This window comes from Enterococcus sp. AZ079 (assembly GCF_050547255.1).
GTDB lineage: Bacteria > Bacillota > Bacilli > Lactobacillales > Enterococcaceae > Enterococcus_D > Enterococcus_D casseliflavus.
The window spans coordinates 2463504-2484528 of record NZ_CP172955.1 but is presented as its reverse complement, the minus strand read 5'-3'; the positions used below and the strand labels follow the sequence as shown (position 1 = coordinate 2484528).

Here is a 21025-nt window from a genome sequence, read left to right as displayed (position 1 = left end):
TAATAACATGCTGTGTTAACATAAAAAATAAATAATAATAAAATGAGAAAAATAGCTTGCTTTTATAATTAATATTTATTAAAATCTTATTTACATTCAGAGCTTTGTAATAATTCTGAAAATTTTGGATTTTCATAAGGGGTAGGTAAGATGAAGAAAAAATGGGGATATGGTGTCGTCGCTGTTTGTGGAATCGTATTAGCAGGTTGCTCAACAGGAGGGACATCAAGTACAGGTGAAAGTTCAAGTGGTAGTGGGACAGCAGCTGCCGAACAAATTTTTAATGTTGTGGTTCAACAAGAAATGCCGAGTGCCGATCTATCCTTAGCCACCGATACGATCAGTTTCAGTGCTTTAAATAATGTGTATGAAGGGTTGTACCGCTTAGATGCTGATAGTAAGCCCGAACCAGCAGGTGCCGCCGAATTAGCGGAAGTCAGTGAAGATGGTCTGACCTATAAATTGAAACTACGAGAAGATGCCAAATGGTCAAATGGAGAACCAGTAACGGCAGCGGATTATGTGTTTGGTTGGCAACGCACCGTAAGTGCGGAAACAGGTTCTGAGTATGCGTACTTATTTGCGCCCGTAACCAATGCCGAAGCGATAACAGCAGGTGAAAAAGATGCCTCAGAATTGGGGATCAAAGCAGTCAGTGACTATGAATTAGAAATCACGCTGACGACACCTACGCCATACTTCCAATACTTATTGGCATTTCCATCCTTCTTCCCACAAAGCCAAGCAGTCGTAGAAGACAACGGCGATCAATATGCTTCAACGAGCGACAATGCCGTTTACAATGGACCCTTTGTGTTGGCTGGCTTTGATGGGCCAGGAACCGATACAGAATGGTCATATGAAAAGAACGATCAATATTGGGACAAAGAGACGGTGAAACTTGATACCATCAATGTTAGTGTCGTAAAAGAATCATCGACCTCCTTGAATCTATTCCAAGATGGGCAAGCAGACGACGTCATCTTAACAGGAGAATTGGCACAGCAAATGGCCAATGATGAAGCGTTTGTGTCAGAACCATTAGCCCGTACTTCCTATATCGAGTTGAATCAGCGCGAAGAAGATTCGCCATTCCGCAATGAGGATTTGCGTAAAGCAATCTCTTATGCCATCGATCGTGATGCATTAGTGACATCGATTTTAGGGGACGGTTCATTGGCTTCCACAGGATTGATACCAAAAGGAATGACCTTTAACCCAACTGATAATACTGATTTTGTCGATGAAGCGGAAAGTGTCATTGAATACGATCAAGAAAAGGCCAAAGAACATTGGGAAAAAGCCAAAGAGGCGTTAGGAATCGATTCCTTGAGCTTTGAAATTTTGGCTTCTGATACAGATTCAACCAAAAAGGCCATTGAGTATATTCAAAGTGCGATTCAAGACACGCTGGATGGGGTGAAAGTTAGCCTAAGTCCTGTTCCTTTCTCCGTTCGTTTAGATCGTTCAAACTCAGGTGACTTTGATGTCGTCATGGGTGGTTGGGGAGCTGACTATGCGGATGCTAGCAGCTTTACTGATTTGTTTGTTACCGACAATTCCTACAACCGCGGTCGTTGGACAAGTGAGGCGTACGATGCAGCAGTGAAATCGTCTGCCACGACAAACGCTGGCAATCCAGATGCTCGCTGGCAAGACTTGTTAGATGCAGAGAAAATCATTATGGATCAACAAGGGGTCATCCCTGTGTACCAAAACGTTGAAGCTCATTTACGTGCACCAAAAGTAAAAGGGGTCGTATCACACGGTGCTGGTGCGCAATATGACTACAAGTGGGCAGTTATTGAAGAATAAGCGCCTAAAGAAGAAACTGGTTTTGCGTAAGCAAGCCAGTTTTTTTTCTTGGGCTTTGTTCTTACTTACACAATGTTAGTAATGAGAGCGGATGCAATTGTTTATAAAAAAACAAAAAAAGTTGGCAAGGGATCAACGATTGACTTGCCAACCTCGTTTTTTGTTCATCTATTTCACAGAAATCCAGTGAAAGATTATTCGCTAACTGTTACGTCACCTGTTACAGAAGCGCCATCTTCGTCAAGTGTTGCTGAATCTTGGAATTCTTTTGAAGTGAATGTTACGTTACCTTCAACTTTTGCACCGTTCAATACAAAGCCGTTAGCATTCACTTCAACGTCACCTTTGATTACACCGTGAACGATGTTGAAGTTTTCTGAGTTAACGATCAATTTAGGAACAGTTACTGTGTATTCAGCTGTTACGTTGCGGTCTTCATCTTGTGAGTACAATGCAAATTTACGGTAGATATCAGCAGAGTCGTCACCTTTGTCGTGGAATTCGCCATCAACGGTTACATCGTTATCAAATGTCATGTCGCCAGTTACAGCAACGATCCAGTTACCATCTGCGCTCAATGCTTTTTCGATCACTGAAGTTTGGTCACTGATAGAAGCAGTTGAAACAACGTCATCTGATGATTCAGTTGATGCAGCAGTTGAAGCTGCTGTTGATGATGATGAGCTTGCAGCTGTATCGTTATCTGAACTACATGCAGCTAAAAGAGTGCCTCCCATAAGCAATGATGCAGCGATTAAAGTGATTTTAGTTTTTTTCATGTTTCCTTCTCCTTTGTATTCCCATAGTTTTCTTAAAAACAAAATGATTATACCATACCGAGGTGAAGTTTGTGAAACAAAAAACATAAATGAGGAGAAATTTAATAAATAGCAGCCTAGGATTAAAAAAATTTCAAAGAAACTAGGAATAAATGAGTGACGCTTACGAATGAATGAGACATCTTATTCACAAAGAACCCTCCATTATGGAAGAAATGCCCTTCTTCTATAATGGAGGGTCATTACTACATGCGCTTTCGATCCGTCAACTGCTTGAACTTCGATACGATCAAATCCATGATGAACTGATACATAAAAGCATGGGTTTGAAAATGGGTTTGGTGAGGGAAGATGATTGCTTCTTGGACAAAGGGCAGTTCCGAGATCTGTGGATTAGCGGTGATCACGATGACTTTGGCTTTGGTTCGATCGAAGAAATCTTTCCGTGGTGTTCCATTTCGAATTTGCTGTTTCGTTAGGTAGTCACCGGAGTTGGTAAAAATGATAAACAGCGATTCTTCATCAGCGGTCTTGATGATTTCTTCCTGTACAAGATCGTCTTGGAAGGTCCGAATGAACTTGCCGTTGTATGCTAGTTTGATCTGGAAATCAATAGCAGCCGATTCTGAGAATAAAATTCCAAAAGCAAAGACATTTTTATGCGTCACAATGGCTTTTGCGACCCGTTCGATGGCTGGCAGATCAAGATGATGACGCAGATAATCGATGTCTTGTACAACTGCGTCAAAATAGGAGTCTACGCCCTCTTGCTCTAAGGCAGACAAAATATTCGAACGATAATTCAGGGGATTGTTGAAGCGGTTTTCGATAAAGGCAGCGTTGTCTTTTAGATCGCCATAATCATCAAAGCCCAAGGTGCGAGCGAATTTTGAAACGGTTGACTTTGACACATGGCAAAGAGCAGCGAATTCACCAATGCTTAGAGTTTGGATCTGATCATAATGGTTGATCATGGTCAAACCGATATAGTAGTTGGTGGAATCAGTGGGTGCATTATTTAAAAGATTCAATAAACGAATGATTAAGAGGCCCATTTTCTTTCCTTTCTTGTAAGCAGTTTCCAAATTGCGAACTTTCGCAGGTGAGAGAAAAAAATCTGCTATAGTAACGCCATAAAGCGCTTTATAAATCAAACACGGGAGTGAGTCATTTGGCAAAAGATTATTCAAAACTTGCTAGTGAAATTATAGCACAGGTCGGTGGGGAACAAAATATCGTTAGCCTGTATCATTGCATCACTAGATTGCGTTTTAAGTTGAAAGATGTCGAGTTGGCACGAAAAAATAAGGATAAGATTCAGCAGCTTGATGGGGTATTGTCTGTCATTGAAGGAAACGGCCAGTTTCAAGTCGTGATCGGTAATCATGTAGCGGATGTTTTTCAAACGATCATGAGTAAGTATTCGATCCAAAATGCTTTGGAAAGTGATGGGGATGCCGAAGAATCAACAGAAAAACAAGGCAATGTATTTATCCGATTCTTCAATGTATTGTCTGCGATCTTTAATCCAATCATTGTTGCTCTTGCAGGGGCAGGGATGTTGAAAGCTTTGCTAGTTGTTTTTACAACCTATCATTTGATGGATGCGGAAGGAAGCACCTATAAAATATTAGCTGCTGCTGGCAATAGTGTCTTTTATTTCTTGCCTTTATTTTTAGCGATCAGTGCAGCGCGGATTTTCAAAGTCAATATGTTTATTGCTTTAGCAATCGTTGGGGCGTTGCTGGAGCCGAATTTTACAGCAATGGTGACGGAAAACGGTGTGACGGTCGATTTCTTTGGCATCCCAGCTGTGTTGATGGGGTATTCGGGTACCGTGATTCCAGCGATCGTTTCGATCTATATCTACTCGCATTTGGAACGACTACTCAAACGGATCATTCCTAAGAGTATCGAGATTTTTGCTCTATCACTAGTAGCTCTTTTGATCATGGTGCCTTTGACCGTTTTGATCATTGGACCGGTCGGTGTAATGCTTGGAGACGGTTTAGGCAATGCCATGAACTTTATCAGCGACAAGAGCGGGCTGTTGGCTGGCTTGTTGATCGGTGGCGGTTGGACATTCTTAGTAATGATCGGGATCCATTGGGGAGTTGTACCGATCATGGTCAATAACCTAGCGGTATATGGCTATGATACGCTGCGCCCGATGATCGCAGCAGCAACATTTGCGAGTGCTGGGGTTGCTTTAGGTGTATTTTTACGCTCTCGCAGAAAAGAAACCAAAGGCCTGGCGCTATCTTCCTTGCTTCCAGCATTGCTTGGCGGAATTACAGAGCCAATCGTCTATGGACTTTCGGTAAAATTTAAAAAGCCGTTGATTGCTCAAACCATCGTTGGTGCCCTTGCTGGTGCGTTTATGGGAATGATGCAAACCAAGGCCATCGTCTATGTTTTCCCAGCATTGACGACATTGCCAGCTTTCTTTGGGGACACCTTTGTGTACTATTTGATCGGCATTGCCTTTGCGTTCTTCGGTACTGCTATTTTGACCTATGTATTAGGATTTGAAGAAACGCTAGAACCTGTTTTAGAAGAAGGTGCAGGGCTGCAAGTGATGACACCAGTTGCTGGTGAAACGATCACGCTTGATGATGTCAAAGATGAAGTATTTTCTTCTCGAGCAATGGGGGATGGATTAGCCGTTTATCCATCAGCCGGCGATATTTATGCGCCACTTACTGGTACGGTTGTGACAGTTTTTCCAACTGGACATGCTTTTGGGATCCAATCAGCTGCTGGGACGGAAGTGTTGGTGCATATCGGCTTAGACACGGTTGATTTAGCAAAAGGCGTGTTTGAGATTTCGGTGAAACAAGGGGATCAAGTCGTGAAGGGACAAAAAATTGGCACCTTTGACTTAGCAAAAATTATTGAAAAAGGATATGATCCGACAACCATGTTGGTCTTTACCAGTGTGATCAAAGAAGATGCATTGACAGTTGTGGATCAAGCGAAAAAAGACGTTACCGCTTTGGTAGCAAATGATTTATTAAAAGGAGCGATTTCATGAGTGTATTTCCAAAAAATTTCCTATGGGGCGGCGCAATCGCCGCAAATCAAGCCGAAGGAGCTTATTTGGAAGGAGGAAAAGGATTAAGTGTAGCGGATATTTTACCAGTTGGTGAAAAACGTATTGAGCAAGTTTCACTGCAGCTTGAAGAGGATAACTTTTATCCGAGCCATGAAGCCATCGACTTTTATCATCGGTACCCAGAAGACATTGAACTTTTTGCGGAAATGGGCTTGAAGTGTTTGCGTACCTCAATTGCTTGGAGTCGCATTTTTCCGAATGGGGATGAGACGGAACCCAATGAAGCAGGTTTACAATTTTATGATGATTTATTTGATGCCTTGAATGAAAAAGGGATCCAACCAGTTGTTACATTAGCTCATTTTGAGACGCCACTGCATTTGGTGACGAAATATGGTGGTTGGCAAAATCGTGTACTGATCGATTTTTTTGATCGGTATACAAAAGTGGTTTTTGCACGCTACAAAGGGAAAGTGAAATATTGGATGACTTTCAATGAAATCAACCATACCCATACGATCCCGTTACTCGCAGCAGGTATCGATGTATTTTCTTTCGAGACTGAAGAAGAAAAATTACAGGCACTTTATCAAGCAAGTCATAATATGTTTGTTGCAAGTGCCAAAGCAGTTCTGAATGGGAAGGCAGTAGATGAAAACAATCAGATTGGCTGTATGCTGTCACTGAGCCCGATTTACCCTGCAACGTGCAACCCGCAAGATGTTTTTGAATCGTATCAACTGCGCCGTCGTTCCTTGTTCTATAGTGATGTGCAATTGCGAGGCGCCTATCCGGAATACTTCGACCGCATCGTGAAGGATAATCATCTGTTGCTGGACATTACAGAAGAAGATCTAGCGATCATTAAAGCGGGGACCTGCGATTATTTAGGCTTTAGTTTTTACCGCAGCTCATTGCATGAAGCAGGCATGAAAATTTTAGGCAATACTGGCGGATTACTAGGGAAAAAGAATCCTTACCTAAAAGAAACTGCTTGGGGATGGCCGATCGATCCGCTGGCATTACGCTATGTTTGCAGCGAATTGACTGATCGCTATCAAAAACCATTATTTATCGTTGAAAATGGAATTGGTTTAAAGGATGTTGTCAATGAAGATGGATCGATCGTCGATGAAGAACGGATGGCCTATTTAAAAGACCATGTAGAAGCAATGGCGGAATCGATCAAAGATGGCGCAACGATTCTAGGCTATACATGGTGGGGACCGATCGATATCGTTTCTGCGGGGACAGGAGAGATGGAAAAACGATACGGCTTTATCTATGTCGATAAGCAAAATGATGGTAGCGGAGATCTTTCCCGCAAGAAAAAAGCTAGTTTTGCGTATTATCAGCAAGTGATCGCCACGAATGGGGAAGCGTTGGCGTACGAATCATTTTTGAAAGGCGGCAAGTAAAATGAAAAGTTATTTTCCAAAAGATTTCCTCTGGGGAGGAGCAACGGCTGCCAACCAAGTTGAAGGAGGTTCTGGAATCGATGGAAAAGGCTTGTCGGTTTCTGATGTCTATCTATTCGATTCCTCAATGCCGAAAGAACGATGGACTGACCAATGGCATATGATGACTCATCAGCAAGTTGCAGAAGCACAGGATCCAAACAGCACGAAATACTATCCGAAAAGACAGGGAATCGATTTTTATCATCACTTTAAAGAAGATATTCGTTTATTTGCTGAGATGGGCTTCAAAGCCTATCGGATGTCAATTGCCTGGACACGGATCTTTCCAAAGGGGGATGAGGTAAAGCCAAACGAAGCTGGATTGGCATTTTACGACGCAGTCTTTGATGAGTGTTTGAAGTATGGGATCGAACCAGTGGTATCACTATCCCATTATGAGATGCCTTTGTATTTAGTGACTGAGTATGGAGGATGGCCAAACCGGCAAGTGATCGACTTTTATGTCCGTTTTGCCAAGACGGTGATTGAGCGATACCAAAAGAAAGTCAAATACTGGGTGACTTTTAATGAAATCAATTGTGTCAAACACCATCCATATGTTAGTGTCGGGATCATTGAAGAAGGTCATCCTAATATTGAACAAGACAAGTACCAAGGGGCGCACCATCAATTTGTCGCCAGCGCAATCGTGACTGACTATTGCCATCGATTGATTCCCAATGCCAAGGTCGGCTGCATGATCAGCTATCAATTATTAACGCCGTACAGCTGTGATCCAGACGATGTCCAAAAAACAGTTGAAAGTCAACGAACCTCACTCTTTTTCAGTGATGTGCAGGCAAGAGGCTATTATCCAGCATATGCCAACCGCATGTTTGAAGAAAAAGGAGTGGAATTGGTGATCGAACCAGGAGACTTAGAAGTCATCCGAGAAAACCCGGTTGATTTTGTTTCATTTAGTTACTATATGTCCAGTGCAGTCAGCGCACATCCAGAACGATTGGAAAGTGCTGTCGGGAATCTGATCACTGGTGGGATTAAAAATCCCTATTTGCCAAGCAGTAAATGGGGCTGGCAGATCGATCCCAAAGGGTTGCGAACAGCATTGAATCAACTCTATGACCGCTACCAAAAACCTTTGTTTATTGCCGAAAACGGTTTGGGAGCAGAAGATGTCGTAAACGAAGATGGCACCATCGATGATTTTTATCGAATCGACTATCTGCGTCAGCATATTGAACAAATCAATGAAGCGTTGCATGATGGCGTCGAGGTCTTTGGCTATACGGCATGGGGCTGTATCGATATCATTAGTGCCTCAACCTCACAAATGTCGAAACGTTATGGCTTTATCTATGTTGACCAAGACGATGAAGGCAATGGCACAAAGAAACGCATCAAGAAAGCGTCATTTGATTGGTACAAAAAAGTAATTGCTTCAAACGGCGCAACTCTTTGATTTTTGATTCTTCCAGATAAAGCAATTGCTAGGTTTAATCATAAGGTTTCTTAACAATTTACCTTTTTATCAAGAAAAAAAGCCAACTTTATTTGCTATTTTATTTTAACCATGCTATGATGAATAGGTAAAGTTCTGATATGTTAATACTTGTTTATCTTTTCTATTGATACACACTTCAATTACACATCATTTTCTATTACAAACAAATAAACACAGTCGATGTGTAATATGGAGGTATACGTTTATGAATAACGGTACAGTAAAATGGTTTAATGCAGATAAAGGTTTTGGATTTATTACAGGTGAAGACGGCAATGATGTATTTGCTCACTTCTCAGCTATCCAAGGCGACGGCTTCAAAACTTTAGAAGAAGGTCAAGCAGTGACTTTCGACGTTGAAGAAGGCCAACGTGGCTTACAAGCAACAAACATCGTTAAAGGTTAATTGACGTTAACAAGCGAGAATCCATTGGGTTCTCGCTTTTTTTTGCTTTAATTTACATAATTATTGAAATGGATAGGGTTTTGATGATCTGCTACAAGAGAATAGTTGCAGGTTTTGAGGACCTGACATGGTAAATAGTACATCTTTGATTTCACTATTCAACTAGCCCTAAGCGTTGCGGTTTACTTACCTATGATTTCTCATTCGATGATAAGCGTATAAAAAGAAAGAGGGGCTGTATACCGTATTCAATAAATTAATAAAGTGGTTGAATAGGTTTAGTGGCGTTGCTACCATTAAAGCGAAACATGCTACGATTCAATATATGGTACCCCGTACTTATACAAGAGTAATCGATGTGAAAGATCGATATTTCTTATTCGTTTCATCGATATTGTCTTGAATGAATTGTAAAAGTAGAATATATTGGTACAAATTAGCTGCTTTTTTTATTGGAGATGGGAACAAAGATGATTACATTTCGAGGGAGATTTATATGAAGCCAAAAGAAATACTTTGCCAATGGGTTGATGCGTTTAATCAGGCAGATGTAGAATGTATTTCAGAATTATATGATGAGAATGCAATAAACCACCAGGTTGCTAATGAGCCAGTTGTTGGGAAACAAGCGATCAAGCAGATGTTTGAGCAAGATTTTTCTAACGCAAAAATGGTTTGTATCGTTGAGAACATTTTCGAAGATGGACAATGGGCAATTTTAGAGTGGCGTGACCCCTTAGGTTTGAGAGGTTGCGGTTTTTTTCAAATAGTAAATGATAAAATTTTATTTCAAAGAGGCTACTGGGATAAATTATCTTTCTTAAAACAGCACGACTTGCCTATTGAATAAAAGGAATTCCCTTATAGGAATGGTTAGCAGATATGCATGACAGGAAGGTTAATCGCTTCACGTAAAATTCTTAAAGGAGCAACACTGTTTGAAAACAATACCTTTTGTTTTAAGTAATGATTAAGAATAAGTTAGTTTACTTCCGTCGGCGCCTAGTTGCGTGGTATAGTTATTGATAAGCGACAAATATTTTTGTACCACACGTTACTTGTTTTGAAGAAATTTATTCAAACCTGGCGTAACTTCAGAGTTACAAGGATACAATAGAGGTTAGGGATTGTATCGTTTAAATGAGAAATAAATAATAGTAGTAATAGTATGCTGCACTTTCAAAGAATAAATATTGACTCGTCAGATAGCCTTCTCGTTTACCCAAACGAGAGGGCTATCGTTCATTAGAAAAGAAAAAGTGTCTTTTTCCTAAAAGAAAGGAAGAAGACACTTTTTGGCTTTATTCTGCTGTGAGGGGGATCGTCAGCTTGCGATCATCGGTTTGATCGTCCAGCATTGAATCGACATATTGCTTCAAAAAGTAAGAATAGGTCGCTAACCACTGATACTCCTTGGAGTCTTTGATAGCAGCTTTTTCTTCGGCTGAGTAAGTATCATTGCCAGTAAAAAGGGCAGTGTTCAGCTTCGTGACAAACGTACAAAGTTTTGTCATCTGGGCATCTGACAGTTCAGACACTGCGGACAATTGGTCACGGACCAGTTGGTCGGTGTCTTTTTCAAAAATACTTTTCTGGTAGTTTTGATAGTTCAGCAACTGTTCATCAGTTTGCTTCGTTTCAGCCGCCCAAGCATCGAGATCAATCTGGCGTGCTTCGTAGTTGATTTCCTTGTCAGAAAGAGAAAGGACGCCGTAGCCTAATTCTGCCGTTGAATAAGACCCAGTGACTGCTTCATAAAGCGAATCATTCCCTTCGTTAATGTCTTGAATGTGGATATGACCAGAGAAAACGGCTGGCACGTTGAAGCGTTCCAACAAAGCGACAGTCTCAGAGGCGTTGTCAAGAACATAACCGTCTTGTAAGAGTTCATTATGACCGAACAAGTTATGGTGCAAAAAGACCAGTGGTACTTGCTCCGCTTCTTTCGTCAGGGTTAATTGCTCCTCCAACCAAGTTAGAGTAGCCGGTTTCAACTCACCATTCGTAGTAGGATCATCCCAATTAACCTCAGAATCGTAGATACATGAATCGAGCAAAAAGAGACGATACTTGTCGTTTAACTGAATGCTGTAGCTAAGGGAAGACTTGTCGATACTGTTGGCTTTTTCGTAACCTTCAGCAAAAATCGTTTGAAAATCCTCAGGACTGATTTGATCTGCGTAGTATTCCTTTTCACCTTTAAATGCTCGCGCCCAACCATTGTAAATCTCGTGGTTGCCAGGTAATGCTAAAACCATAATGTCAGCTTCTTGCAATGGTTCAAGCAATCTTGCCAACTCTTGAGCACTTGCTTTCTCGCCATTGAGCGTCATATCACCGGTCAAAATAATTCCCGTGGGTTTCTCTTTTAAGGCTTGAGCGGTGAAGGCCTCGATCGATTGTTCTTGATACGTCATCTCTTTGCCAGCAGCTCCCTTTGTGAAGGTCTGAAAGGCTGCGCCGTTATCATGGAGCGTGGAGGAAAGAAAATGAATATCACTTAAGAGCCAAAACTCACTGTTGCTCGCCTGTTGCAATGGAGTATCGGCTTCATGCACCTTACGAAATTGAAAGAATAACAGGAAACAGGTGACAAAAAGTGTAAGTAGTGCCAATGGCCAAAACCATTTTTTGTGTGTACGAATCGCGATTCCCTCCTCGCTTGTTTTATTTATTATAGAAAGGAATAGGGATCTTGTCACATAAATGGTCTTTTTTTGAATGATTTCTTGTTTTCATAGTTTTTCTTAATAAAATAATCGTGATCAAGTTATAATCCTTGAATAATTAGCCTTAATTTTGATAAAGATAACATGAATTGAATTTATTTTAGATGATGAAAATGAAAAGAAAATGCGGTAATTTATTCAGAAACGTTGATTTAACGGTCTTTAATTGTCATGTTATTTATCGTTGAGATAAAGGGAGTGTTAGATTGAAACATTTTTGTAACATTTCCTTTATCTGTGTGTCATATCATTATGGTAGAATTCATTTGTCGTTAAATCGAACATTAAACTTTCTTAGACAAAATTAAGTTTTTATAAAGGCAGTTCATCTGTCAAATCAACCAGCTAGTCGGAGGAAAAACGAGTGAAGAATAGTTTGTTATCAGCATTAATGGTGTGTTCACTAACATTAACAGCAGTTGCAGCACCTGCATTAGCATTTGCAGATTCCATTGATGATCAAATCGAGCAGCAAGACCAAAAAATCAATTCTCTTAAAGGTCAGCAAGCTGACGCCCAATCACAAATCGATTCTCTAGAAGCAGAAATTGAAACAGTGAGTGCAAAAGTTGCTTCATTAGAAGCGAAACAAGTTGAGTTAGGTCAAGAAGCTGAGAAATTGCAAGACAAAATCGCAACATTGAAATTGCGTATTGCCAAACGTGAAGAAGCAATCCAAAAGCAAGCCCGTGATGTACAAGTTAACGGTCAAAGCACCAATTTCATTGATGCTGTTTTAGAAGCAGATTCTTTAACGGATGTTATCGGTCGCGTACAAGCGATGACAACGATCGTCAATGCAAACAATGATTTAGTTGAACAACAAAAACAAGACAAACAAGATGTTGAAGACAAAGTCAAAGAAAACGAAAGCAAGATCCAAGAAGTTGCTGCGAACCAAGCAGAACTTAGCCAACAAAGAGATGCCATCGCAGCAAAACAAGCTGACTTAAATGTCTTGAAAGCAAACTTAGCAGCAGAACAAGCGACTGCTGAAAAAGACAAAGATGCATTGAATAAGAAAAAACAAGAAGCGGAAGCTGAAAAAGCACGTATCTTGAAAGAACAACAAGAAGCTGCTGCTGCTCAAAAAGCAGAAGAAGAAAGACAAGCTGCTGCTTTGAAAGAAGCACAACAAGAAGCTGCTGCTCAATCAACTGAAAGCACGACAGAGAATACAACAGCTTCTACTGAAACAGCAACAAGTAGTTCTTCAAGCAACACAAGCTCAAGCAATACCAGCAGTTCTAACAGCTCAAGTTCATCGAACGCAGGCTCTTCAAACACTGGTTCAAGCAATTCAAGCTCAAGTAACTCAGATTCAAACTCTTCATCAAACAATAATTCTACAGGAAGTATTTCTACTGGCGGTGGAAAAGATCATTCAAGCTCAGGTAACATGTATGCTTGGGGTCAATGTACTTGGTACGTGAAAAACCGCGCTCCTTGGGTAGGTACTTACTGGGGTAATGGTGCACAATGGGGTGCGTCAGCTGCAGCTGATGGATACACTGTCAATGGTACACCAGCAGCCGGTGCCGTTGTAGTCTTTGCCGCTGGTCAATCAGTTGGTGGCGAATGGACTGCTGATCCAACTTATGGACACGTAGCCTATGTTGAATCATACAACCCATCAAACAATACCATCACAATCTCTCAAGGCGGAATGGGCTTTGACAGTCCTGGTGGACCAAACACTGCAACAATGAGCGCATCTGGATATACTTACATCCATCGCTAATCAATTCAAAAGCAAAGCATCAACGCAATCGCGTTGATGCTTTTTTATTTGATCGATAGCTTTCTAAATCAGTCAGATAAGAGAACTACTCAGAGAGGCAAGACAGGGTTCTCTCAAATCTTATCAAGATTCTATAGAAAATAGGAGGTTTTTCGGGCTCTTTGTCAATAAGGACTGATGAGTTGTGCAAAATCAAATCTGGGTCAGAATGAACCACATTCTGGCTCAGATTTTTTGTTATCTTACATTGATTAATTGATTGATCAAAAAGATTCTAATTCTCATGTTCTCGAATGATTTAAATCCGTAGGATACTCGTTTCATTGTCTTTATGTGGGTATTCTTCGCTTCAATTTTTCCATTGGAATAAGGATAGATCATTGCGTTGGTGATACCTTCTTCATAGGTCAGAAGGTTTTGAAGCTTCTCCCGAAAGCCGTCATCTAACGTTTCGGGAAGTTCTGCCAATAAGGAGAAAAATAAGTCAGGGTCTTTGTCTCGAAAGGCTTCGACTAATTCATGAAAAAAGGGATACGCCTCCTTTAGGGGCGCAGAAAACTCAAGCAATCGATCAATCATCATTGCTTCAGTGAGAAATGGGTATTTTGGTGCTCGGAAACTTTTCCATGTTTTGTATTCATAATGGTTGATGCTTGCACGATTTTTTAGCAAAAAGCGCCAGTTCTTTTTCAGTTTTTCTGCCTGGCTTTTCTGTCCGGCTTTACGAAGTTCATTCATTTCACGGATACGCAACTCATTGAACGCTTGATTCATGTGATTGACAATATGAAACCGATCAATCACTATTTTCGCATTTGGCAGAACACGTTTGGTGAGCTGGAAGTAGGCAGCGTTCATGTCTGTAACCAAGAATTCTACTTCTTCTGGATTGGTACAACCTAAGAAATAGCTTGTTAATCGGGGTAATTTACGCGTAGGCAAAACATCTATTAATTTTCCTGTTTCGCCATCTGCACAAATAAAGCTCATCTTATCTTCTATGGAAGTGTGCGAACGAAATTCATCAACCATCAATACTCTGGGGAGAATCTTCTTAGACTGCTTTGGCAAATAGCTTTTAAACTCTTTCAATGTACGAATAACGGTGGTCAAAGATACCTGACAGCTTTTCGCAATAAAAGATAAAGATACTTTTTCAGTCAGTAAAGAAGCAATTTTATATCTAACATGATTTGCGATTGAATGTCTGGGTTGGACAAAATAACTTTGAGCAGTCCAATGGGTTCGGCAGTTTTTACAGGTATAGCGCTGCTTTTTTAGGCGCATAACCAAAGGCATATGATTGTATTGTTCAAAACGGACAATCGTTTCCTTCTTCCCATTTTTCACTATAATTGCTTTCCCGTTTCCATCTACCACAGTAGAACCACAACTTCTACAAGCACGAGGAGTAGGCGAGAGAACAGCATCGACGACCAACGTCTTTTTCTTCTGAAGGGTCTCGTAAGAGACCTCTGTAATCATCAAATCTTTCTCTATTATTCTCAGCATTTTTTTGATAGAATCATTCATATAGCATATCGTCCTCTCAGTTGTTTATTTTGTGGTGATTTAATCATACTAGAGAACGATATGTTTTTTAATACCTAAAATGAAAATGGGGCTGAAGAATCAATTCTGATTCATCAGTCCCATAAATTATAGAGCCGTTTTTCGTTCTACTAGCAAGGAGGGAGAAACGGCGAAAAGGTTCCTTTTGAAGTTACCACCAGTTCTTCCATTGCACGAGAAATCGCCGTGTAGAGAATTCGCCGGTCTTGATCGGTATGATAATTTTCTTCTGAGACATCATATAGGAGGACCTGCTTAAATTCCAATCCTTTGGCAAGATGAATCGGTAAAACCGTTCCATGAAATGACACGGCCTGTTTATCGAAGAACTGTTTGAGCTCCTCACTGGATCGACTATCTTTGGTGATGATCGTTACTGGTTGCTTAAGTTCCTTTACTATGTCTACTAACGCAACGTCAGGCAGATTGGCATAAAACTGTGGCAACTTTCCTTCTGGTCGAACGGCAGAGATCTTTAAATTGGTTTTTTTTGGTAGCATTTGGGCAAATAACCGCGTGATTGCACCGCTAGAACGATAACTCGTAGTCAGCTGATACGTTTCGAGGAATTTCGCCTGTTGTTGAAATAACGTTTGGATTTCTGATACGGTGATGGCACTTGTAAAGATCGCCTGTTGCTGATCCCCCACGAGGGTAAAAGCGGCCATAGGAAAAAGACATAATAGAAACTGAATTTGTGCTGGCGTATAATCTTGGACTTCATCGATAAACAGATAGCGTAACGCAGGGACAGGTTGTTTTTCGGCGAGCAAATGACGAATCAGCAATAGACAAACGGTATAATCCAAACTATCTGTTGTTTGCGTCAAAGTGATCTGTCCATGAGTAAAATAGTCGGCACTGTCTGCTAACAATCGTTTCGTATCAAACCAAGTAAGGTCGTTGATTTGTTTGGAAACTTTTGCGTATTTTTTCTTCAGGAGGCGAATGGCTGCTTTCTGAATCGTTTTTTCTGAATCATCCTTTAAAACTGTCCCTAATAGGGAGCGCTGTTTGTCTTCAGTCAAAGAACGAACTTGATCGTGAACATTTGCTGCTAAGGCATTTTTTTGCAGTCGATCCTCCCAAGCGTAAGCCAATTTCTTTTTGACTGCTTGGATGCGATCGCGCAAGGATGCCTGTTTCGGTGTCTCTTGGAAGAAAGTGTCGATCGTTTCTTCAGAAAAAAGGACGACGTTTTTTCTTTTGATTGGTTTAAACTGAAGCACAAGTTCTTCTGGCAGCTGTTTGCTCAAGGATTGAAGAAAGCGACTGAAGTCCGCACTGCGCAAAAGGTCGATTGCTTCACTGGGTGTTTGCTGGATGCGGTCAAAATACGCCTCTTCCGATTCTAAGTCAACACTAGGAAATGCTTGGCAAAACTGGCGCATGGTCAACGTCAATGGATTTTTTTCACCGAGGAAAGGCAGCACTTGCGAAATATAATCAATAAACCGAGAGTTCGGGGAGAGGATCAAGACATTCTCTACGGTCATCTCTTCACGAAAATGGTACAGCAAAAAGGCGATTCGCTGCATGACAGCAGACGTTTTTCCGCTTCCAGCAACACCGTTGACCAGTAGGTTTTTATGCGCTAAGTCACGGATGATGACGTTTTGTTCGTGTTGGATCGAAGCAGTGATATCTTGCATTTTTTGGCTATTATTGGCCTCAAGGGCTGCCAGTAACACTTCATCTTGAATCGCGACTGAGGTATCAAAGGCTTGCTTCAATTGATCTTTTTCGATAATAAATTGTCGGCGATGTTCAAGAGCGACAGAAATCGTCTGATTGTTCACTTGATAAGAGACCGGGCCCAAGCGTTTTGCATAGAACAATTCGGCAATTGGGGAGCGCCAATCATAGATCAGCCCTTCCTTATTTTCATTAACAAAACCATTGATCCCAATGTAAAAATCTTCTATTGTTTCCTCATCTTCAAACTGTAGGGAGATTTTACCAAAGTAGGGACTATCCAGTAGACGGTCGATGGCAGCTAATTCAAGTTCAGCAGATTGAAGAGCGGCGTTCATTTGGTCGATCTCACGGTTCTTACTTTCGATGGCAGCAAAAGTATCTAAACGGTCAGCAAAATTATCAAAGTTTAAGCGAATCTCTTCGCCGATGCTTTGCATCGCAAGGCGATCTTTTTTTCTGCCTTCAGTCAAGAAGGTGCTCAGCATTGTCTTTCGTGTCAGCAATTGCTGGTACGTGTCTGCGAGATGCTTCTTTTCAGCCTTTAGGTCGTTCATTCAGACTCACATCCATTCTCCAAAGTATCTCAATTATACGAGCATCCACCAAAAATACTAGTCTATTTTTTTGACTCTGGATGCGGTATAATAATAGTGGGAAGAGGCAGCTGATTGTTCCAATGTCATGGGAGCAAGCAGAATGCGTCTATTTTTTTGTTTTAAAAATGAGAAAAAGGGTCATTGCTTGTGTTTTTGAAGGGGCTGTTTATACTGAATATAGAGAAAAATACAAAGCGAAAAATCGTTGAGGGAGTGTCAGCATGTCCAAATTATTGTCACCAGTGAAGCTAGCGAATTTAGCATTGGCCAACCGCGTCGTTATGTCGCCGATGTGTATGTATGAAGTAAAAAAAGAAGACGGTGTTGCGGAGCCTTTTCATTTTGTTCACTACGGGGCACGAGCATTAAGCAAAGTCGGCTTGATCATTATTGAAGCGACTGCCGTTGAACCAGACGGACGAATCACAAACAATGATCTAGGGTTATGGAATGAAGAGCAGCAAACAGAGCTGACGAAATTGGTGGAACTGCTGCATGGGTTCGATGCGCAAGTAGGCATCCAACTAAGCCATGCAGGACGAAAAGCAGTTGATGCCACCAATCCTTTGGCACCAAGTGCCGTTGCCTTTAACGAGCGCTACCCATTACCGTCAGAAATGACCCTGTCGGAGATCAAACGGGTGCAAGATAGTTTTGTTCAGGCTGCCCAACGAGCAGCCAATACGGGTGTCACGATGATCGAACTTCATGGGGCTCATGGCTACTTGATGGATCAATTTCTTTCGCCTCTCGTCAATCAACGCACCGACCAGTATGGTGGTTCCTTAGAGAATCGCTATCGCTTTGTAAAAGAAACGGTACAAGCAGTTCGGGCAGTCTTTTCTGGGTCCTTGTGGATGCGCTTGTCACTGACAGACTATGAAGAACCAGGACGCCAAAATTCGTTGGAAGATTGGCAGCAAGTGGCCCAATGGCTTCAAGCAGATGGCATTGATTGTCTTGACTGTTCCACAGGCGGTGTGGTGGATAAAAAGCCTAATATTCCGATCTATGATGGCTATCAAGTGCCCTTTGCTGCAGCTATCAAGCAAGTGGTCGATATTCCCGTAGCAGCAGTCGGTTTATTGGATAATCCTGATCTTTGCGAATATCTTTTGCAAACCAATCAAGTGGATTTGGTGTTACAAGGCCGCGCATTGATCAGAAATGTCAACTGGTTGGCAGATGCATCGGCGAAACTTCACGATAAGTCCTTTCAAGCTTACAATGATTCCTATCAACGCGGGGTGAAGCGTTGATTCATCTGATAAAAAAATCTCCTAGAAGAAAAATCTTCTTAGGAGATTTTTTTATTCTACTAGTATGCTTTACAAACTAGTGTCAAACACGTATACTAGGTACAACACTAGTTTGTATAACAAACTAGATAAAGGGAACCAAAGGAGGGAAATCGTGAAAGAGACGCAATTGCTAAAAGGGGTTTTGGAAGGGTGTGTTTTGCAAGTGATTGCTCAAAAAGAGATTTATGGTTATGAACTGGTACAGGAACTGAAGCAAAGAGGCTTTGAAACGATCGTTGGCGGCACGATCTATCCTTTGCTGCAGAAGTTGGAAAAACAAGAACTTATTACCTCTGAGATGAAAAAATCACCTGAAGGACCTGATCGCAAGTACTTCTCGATCACCCCGAAAGGCATAGACTATTTGGCACAATTTAGAGAACAATGGACGAACCTAATGAAGAAAGTCGAAGGATTATTTAAGGAGTGAGGAAACATGGCAAATAAACAAGAGACGACCTATTGGCGAGAGCAAACCAATCTGATCGAGCAACAATTCAATGAGAAAAATCGCCAATTTTTTGATGATTTTCGAAGCTACCTCTTACTTTCCAGCCTTTTTTACGATGAGCATAAAGTCACAGAGCAGGTATACGCGATTGCAATGGATTTATTAGAAGCACAAACTCATGGAGAAGAGGCGCAACACTATTTTGGTAATGATCCGAAAGGGGTGGCAGATGAACTGTTGGCAAACACGCCAAAGAGCAATTTCAAAGAGCGTCTCAAATTGGCATATTTAGCGGTTGGTATCAGTTGGGGGATCAAGTTTATAGCTGATTTTACAAATCAAGGACCACTGGTTCTTAACCTGCTGGATTATCTTTTAACAGGATTGGTAACTGTGGTAGCGGTCATCGGGATTTTTGCGATCATCAGCAAAACCATCTATCAAAAGAAGGGCACAAGCAAGGTGATTCGTTTCGGCTCCCTTTGGCTCGTTGTGAGTGGCTGGATTGGTCTTTCACTGTTGATCAATCTGCTGACCCAAAACTGGTGGCTCCTGACGATCGCATTTCCTTTTGATGTAGTATTGGTTGGCAGTTTGCTGGTAGCGGCGATCGTTTTTGTTGTATCACGCAAAGAAAAAGCTTTTTATCCGATCGTTTTTCTACTGGGGGTATTTGTGTTGCTTGGTTGCCTGCAAAAAGCCATGGCATTTTATCACATTGGGGATCCATCGTGGATGACCGGCGGACTTTTGACACTGCTCGTTGTAGGGTTTCTTATTTTTCTCTGGTGGACCCGTCGAGTGATGAAAAAGCAATAAGCAAAGCCAGAAACAAGTGTGTTGCTTGTTTCTGGCTTTTTTACATGGACAAAGGCATTATCCTGAGGAATCTTTCTGCTTCATGCTACACTTAAAAAAGAAACGGAGGGAAATCAAGATGTTGACAACAGATCGGTTCTTTCACGGCCACAATAAGCAGACCGCTTTTTTTGAAGGCTGGTACCATAAGCACCAAATCGGTGAAGAAGTCTATGCTTTTATTCCAGGTCTTTCGATTCAAGAAGACGGTACCAAAGAAGTGTTCATTCAAGTGATCAATCATGAGGGCGCGCATTACTTCTCCTTTCCAGAAACTGATTTTCAGGTTTCAGAAGAGGAGCGAAAAGTAACGATTGGTGACAATATCTTTAGTGAAGCAGGCATTCAAGTTTCTTTAAAAAATAACGATCTCCAAGTACAAGGAGCAGTAAAATATAACGACCACAAACCGATTCAGCGGACACGTTATGCGCCGAGTATCATGGGGCCTTTTTCGTACCTGTCATTTATGGAGTGCTACCACGGTGTCTTGAGCATGAGTCATACCTTAGAAGGTACGCTGTACTGGAACGAAGAACCAATCGATTTTACGAACGGGATCGGTTATTTGGAAAAAGACTGGGGTACCTCCTTTCCAGCAGCTTATATCTGGGTTCAGTGCAACAGTTTTGATGCACCAGATATACGGTTCTTTTTCTCCGCAGCCGACATTCCCTTTGCTGGTTTTGCTTTTTTGGGAACGATTTGTGTTCTGCAAGTCGGCAGCCAAGAATATCGTTTTGCTACTTATCATGGTGCAAAGATTCATGATGTCAAACGTACGGAAGACCGTTTAGTGATCCAGCTCAAACAAAAACAGTGGCTGCTGACGATCGAAGTGTTGACGAAAGAAGGCCATTCGTTGTTAGCACCTTCTATTGGGCAAATGAATCGGATCATTCGCGAAAGCGCCAGTACGGAAATTGCCTTGACCCTTTTAGAAAATGGGCAGGAGATCTTGCGGCAGACAGGGACGTCGGCTGGTTTTGAAGAAGTAGCGAATCTGCGAAGATTTCATTATTAAAAAAAGGCGGGAAAAAAGCAGAAAAATTCGTTTCTTTTGATATACTAGTAGATAGTTACTGCGAAAACACGTATCTTT

16 protein-coding genes are annotated in these 21025 nt (G+C 41.4%); 11 read left to right on the top strand and 5 right to left on the bottom strand.

The genetic code is table 11. The features are described from left to right. Window positions 1-150: 150 nt before the first annotated feature. Window positions 151-1815, top strand: a complete 1665-nt coding sequence (locus IGJ15_RS11790; RefSeq protein WP_010747630.1) for a peptide ABC transporter substrate-binding protein — start codon at window positions 151-153, stop codon at window positions 1813-1815. Between the two features lie 194 nt (window positions 1816-2009). On the opposite strand, the gene IGJ15_RS11785 is transcribed toward IGJ15_RS11790, so the two are convergent. After that, window positions 2010-2594: a polymer-forming cytoskeletal protein gene (locus tag IGJ15_RS11785; RefSeq protein ID WP_010747631.1), complete on the bottom strand. Its 585-nt coding sequence runs from the start codon at window positions 2592-2594 to the stop codon at window positions 2010-2012. A gap of 245 nt (window positions 2595-2839) precedes the next feature. Next, window positions 2840-3649, bottom strand: coding sequence for a MurR/RpiR family transcriptional regulator (locus tag IGJ15_RS11780; protein WP_015509153.1), 810 nt, complete (start codon window positions 3647-3649; stop codon window positions 2840-2842). Between the two features lie 107 nt (window positions 3650-3756). Between IGJ15_RS11780 and IGJ15_RS11775 the strand changes: the two genes are divergently transcribed. From IGJ15_RS11775 to IGJ15_RS11755, 5 genes are all read left to right on the top strand, one after another. After that, window positions 3757-5628: a beta-glucoside-specific PTS transporter subunit IIABC gene (locus tag IGJ15_RS11775; protein ID WP_081091758.1), complete on the top strand. Its 1872-nt coding sequence runs from the start codon at window positions 3757-3759 to the stop codon at window positions 5626-5628. After that, on the top strand, window positions 5625-7067 hold the full coding sequence (locus IGJ15_RS11770; protein WP_060792884.1) for a glycoside hydrolase family 1 protein: 1443 nt from the start codon (window positions 5625-5627) through the stop codon (window positions 7065-7067). Before IGJ15_RS11775 ends, IGJ15_RS11770 begins: the two co-directional genes overlap by 4 nt. 1 nt (window position 7068) lies before the next feature. Then, on the top strand, window positions 7069-8529 hold the full coding sequence (locus IGJ15_RS11765; protein ID WP_081117307.1) for a glycoside hydrolase family 1 protein: 1461 nt from the start codon (window positions 7069-7071) through the stop codon (window positions 8527-8529). 247 nt (window positions 8530-8776) lie between these two features. Next, complete coding sequence (locus IGJ15_RS11760; protein WP_005225331.1) at window positions 8777-8977, top strand: cold-shock protein; 201 nt, start codon at window positions 8777-8779, stop codon at window positions 8975-8977. Window positions 8978-9473: 496 nt separating this feature from the next. Beyond that, window positions 9474-9827, top strand: coding sequence for a nuclear transport factor 2 family protein (locus tag IGJ15_RS11755; RefSeq protein ID WP_060792883.1), 354 nt, complete (start codon window positions 9474-9476; stop codon window positions 9825-9827). A gap of 451 nt (window positions 9828-10278) precedes the next feature. Here IGJ15_RS11755 and IGJ15_RS11750 read toward each other — a convergent pair whose 3' ends face one another. Beyond that, entirely contained in the window at window positions 10279-11679 is a 1401-nt protein-coding gene (locus IGJ15_RS11750; RefSeq protein WP_060792882.1) for a metallophosphoesterase, read from the bottom strand. Between the two features lie 391 nt (window positions 11680-12070). Between IGJ15_RS11750 and IGJ15_RS11745 the strand changes: the two genes are divergently transcribed. Then, a complete protein-coding gene (locus tag IGJ15_RS11745; RefSeq protein WP_060792881.1) occupies window positions 12071-13447 on the top strand; it encodes a CHAP domain-containing protein in 1377 nt (458 codons plus the stop codon). Between the two features lie 237 nt (window positions 13448-13684). Here IGJ15_RS11745 and IGJ15_RS11740 read toward each other — a convergent pair whose 3' ends face one another. Both IGJ15_RS11740 and IGJ15_RS11735 read right to left on the bottom strand, forming a co-directional pair. Beyond that, a complete protein-coding gene (locus tag IGJ15_RS11740; RefSeq protein ID WP_249850485.1) occupies window positions 13685-14980 on the bottom strand; it encodes an ISL3-like element ISEfa11 family transposase in 1296 nt (431 codons plus the stop codon). A 149-nt stretch (window positions 14981-15129) separates the two neighbouring features. Beyond that, on the bottom strand, window positions 15130-17271 hold the full coding sequence (locus tag IGJ15_RS11735) for a HelD family protein (protein ID WP_430599110.1): 2142 nt from the start codon (window positions 17269-17271) through the stop codon (window positions 15130-15132). Window positions 17272-17534: 263 nt separating this feature from the next. Between IGJ15_RS11735 and IGJ15_RS11730 the strand changes: the two genes are divergently transcribed. The 4 genes from IGJ15_RS11730 (at window position 17535) to IGJ15_RS11715 (ending at window position 20947) form a co-directional block, all read left to right on the top strand. Next, window positions 17535-18572 carry an NADH:flavin oxidoreductase/NADH oxidase gene (locus IGJ15_RS11730; RefSeq protein WP_081117323.1) on the top strand — a complete coding sequence of 346 codons (1038 nt, stop codon included), beginning with the start codon at window positions 17535-17537 and terminating at the stop codon, window positions 18570-18572. 154 nt (window positions 18573-18726) lie between these two features. Continuing rightward, complete coding sequence (locus IGJ15_RS11725) at window positions 18727-19044, top strand: PadR family transcriptional regulator (RefSeq protein WP_008377296.1); 318 nt, start codon at window positions 18727-18729, stop codon at window positions 19042-19044. Window positions 19045-19050: 6 nt separating this feature from the next. Further along, window positions 19051-19884 (top strand): hypothetical protein, encoded by an 834-nt coding sequence (locus IGJ15_RS11720; RefSeq protein ID WP_060792878.1) that lies wholly within the window; start codon window positions 19051-19053, stop codon window positions 19882-19884. A 118-nt stretch (window positions 19885-20002) separates the two neighbouring features. Then, window positions 20003-20947, top strand: a complete 945-nt coding sequence (locus IGJ15_RS11715; protein WP_081117322.1) for a tocopherol cyclase family protein — start codon at window positions 20003-20005, stop codon at window positions 20945-20947. Window positions 20948-21025 lie beyond the last annotated feature (78 nt).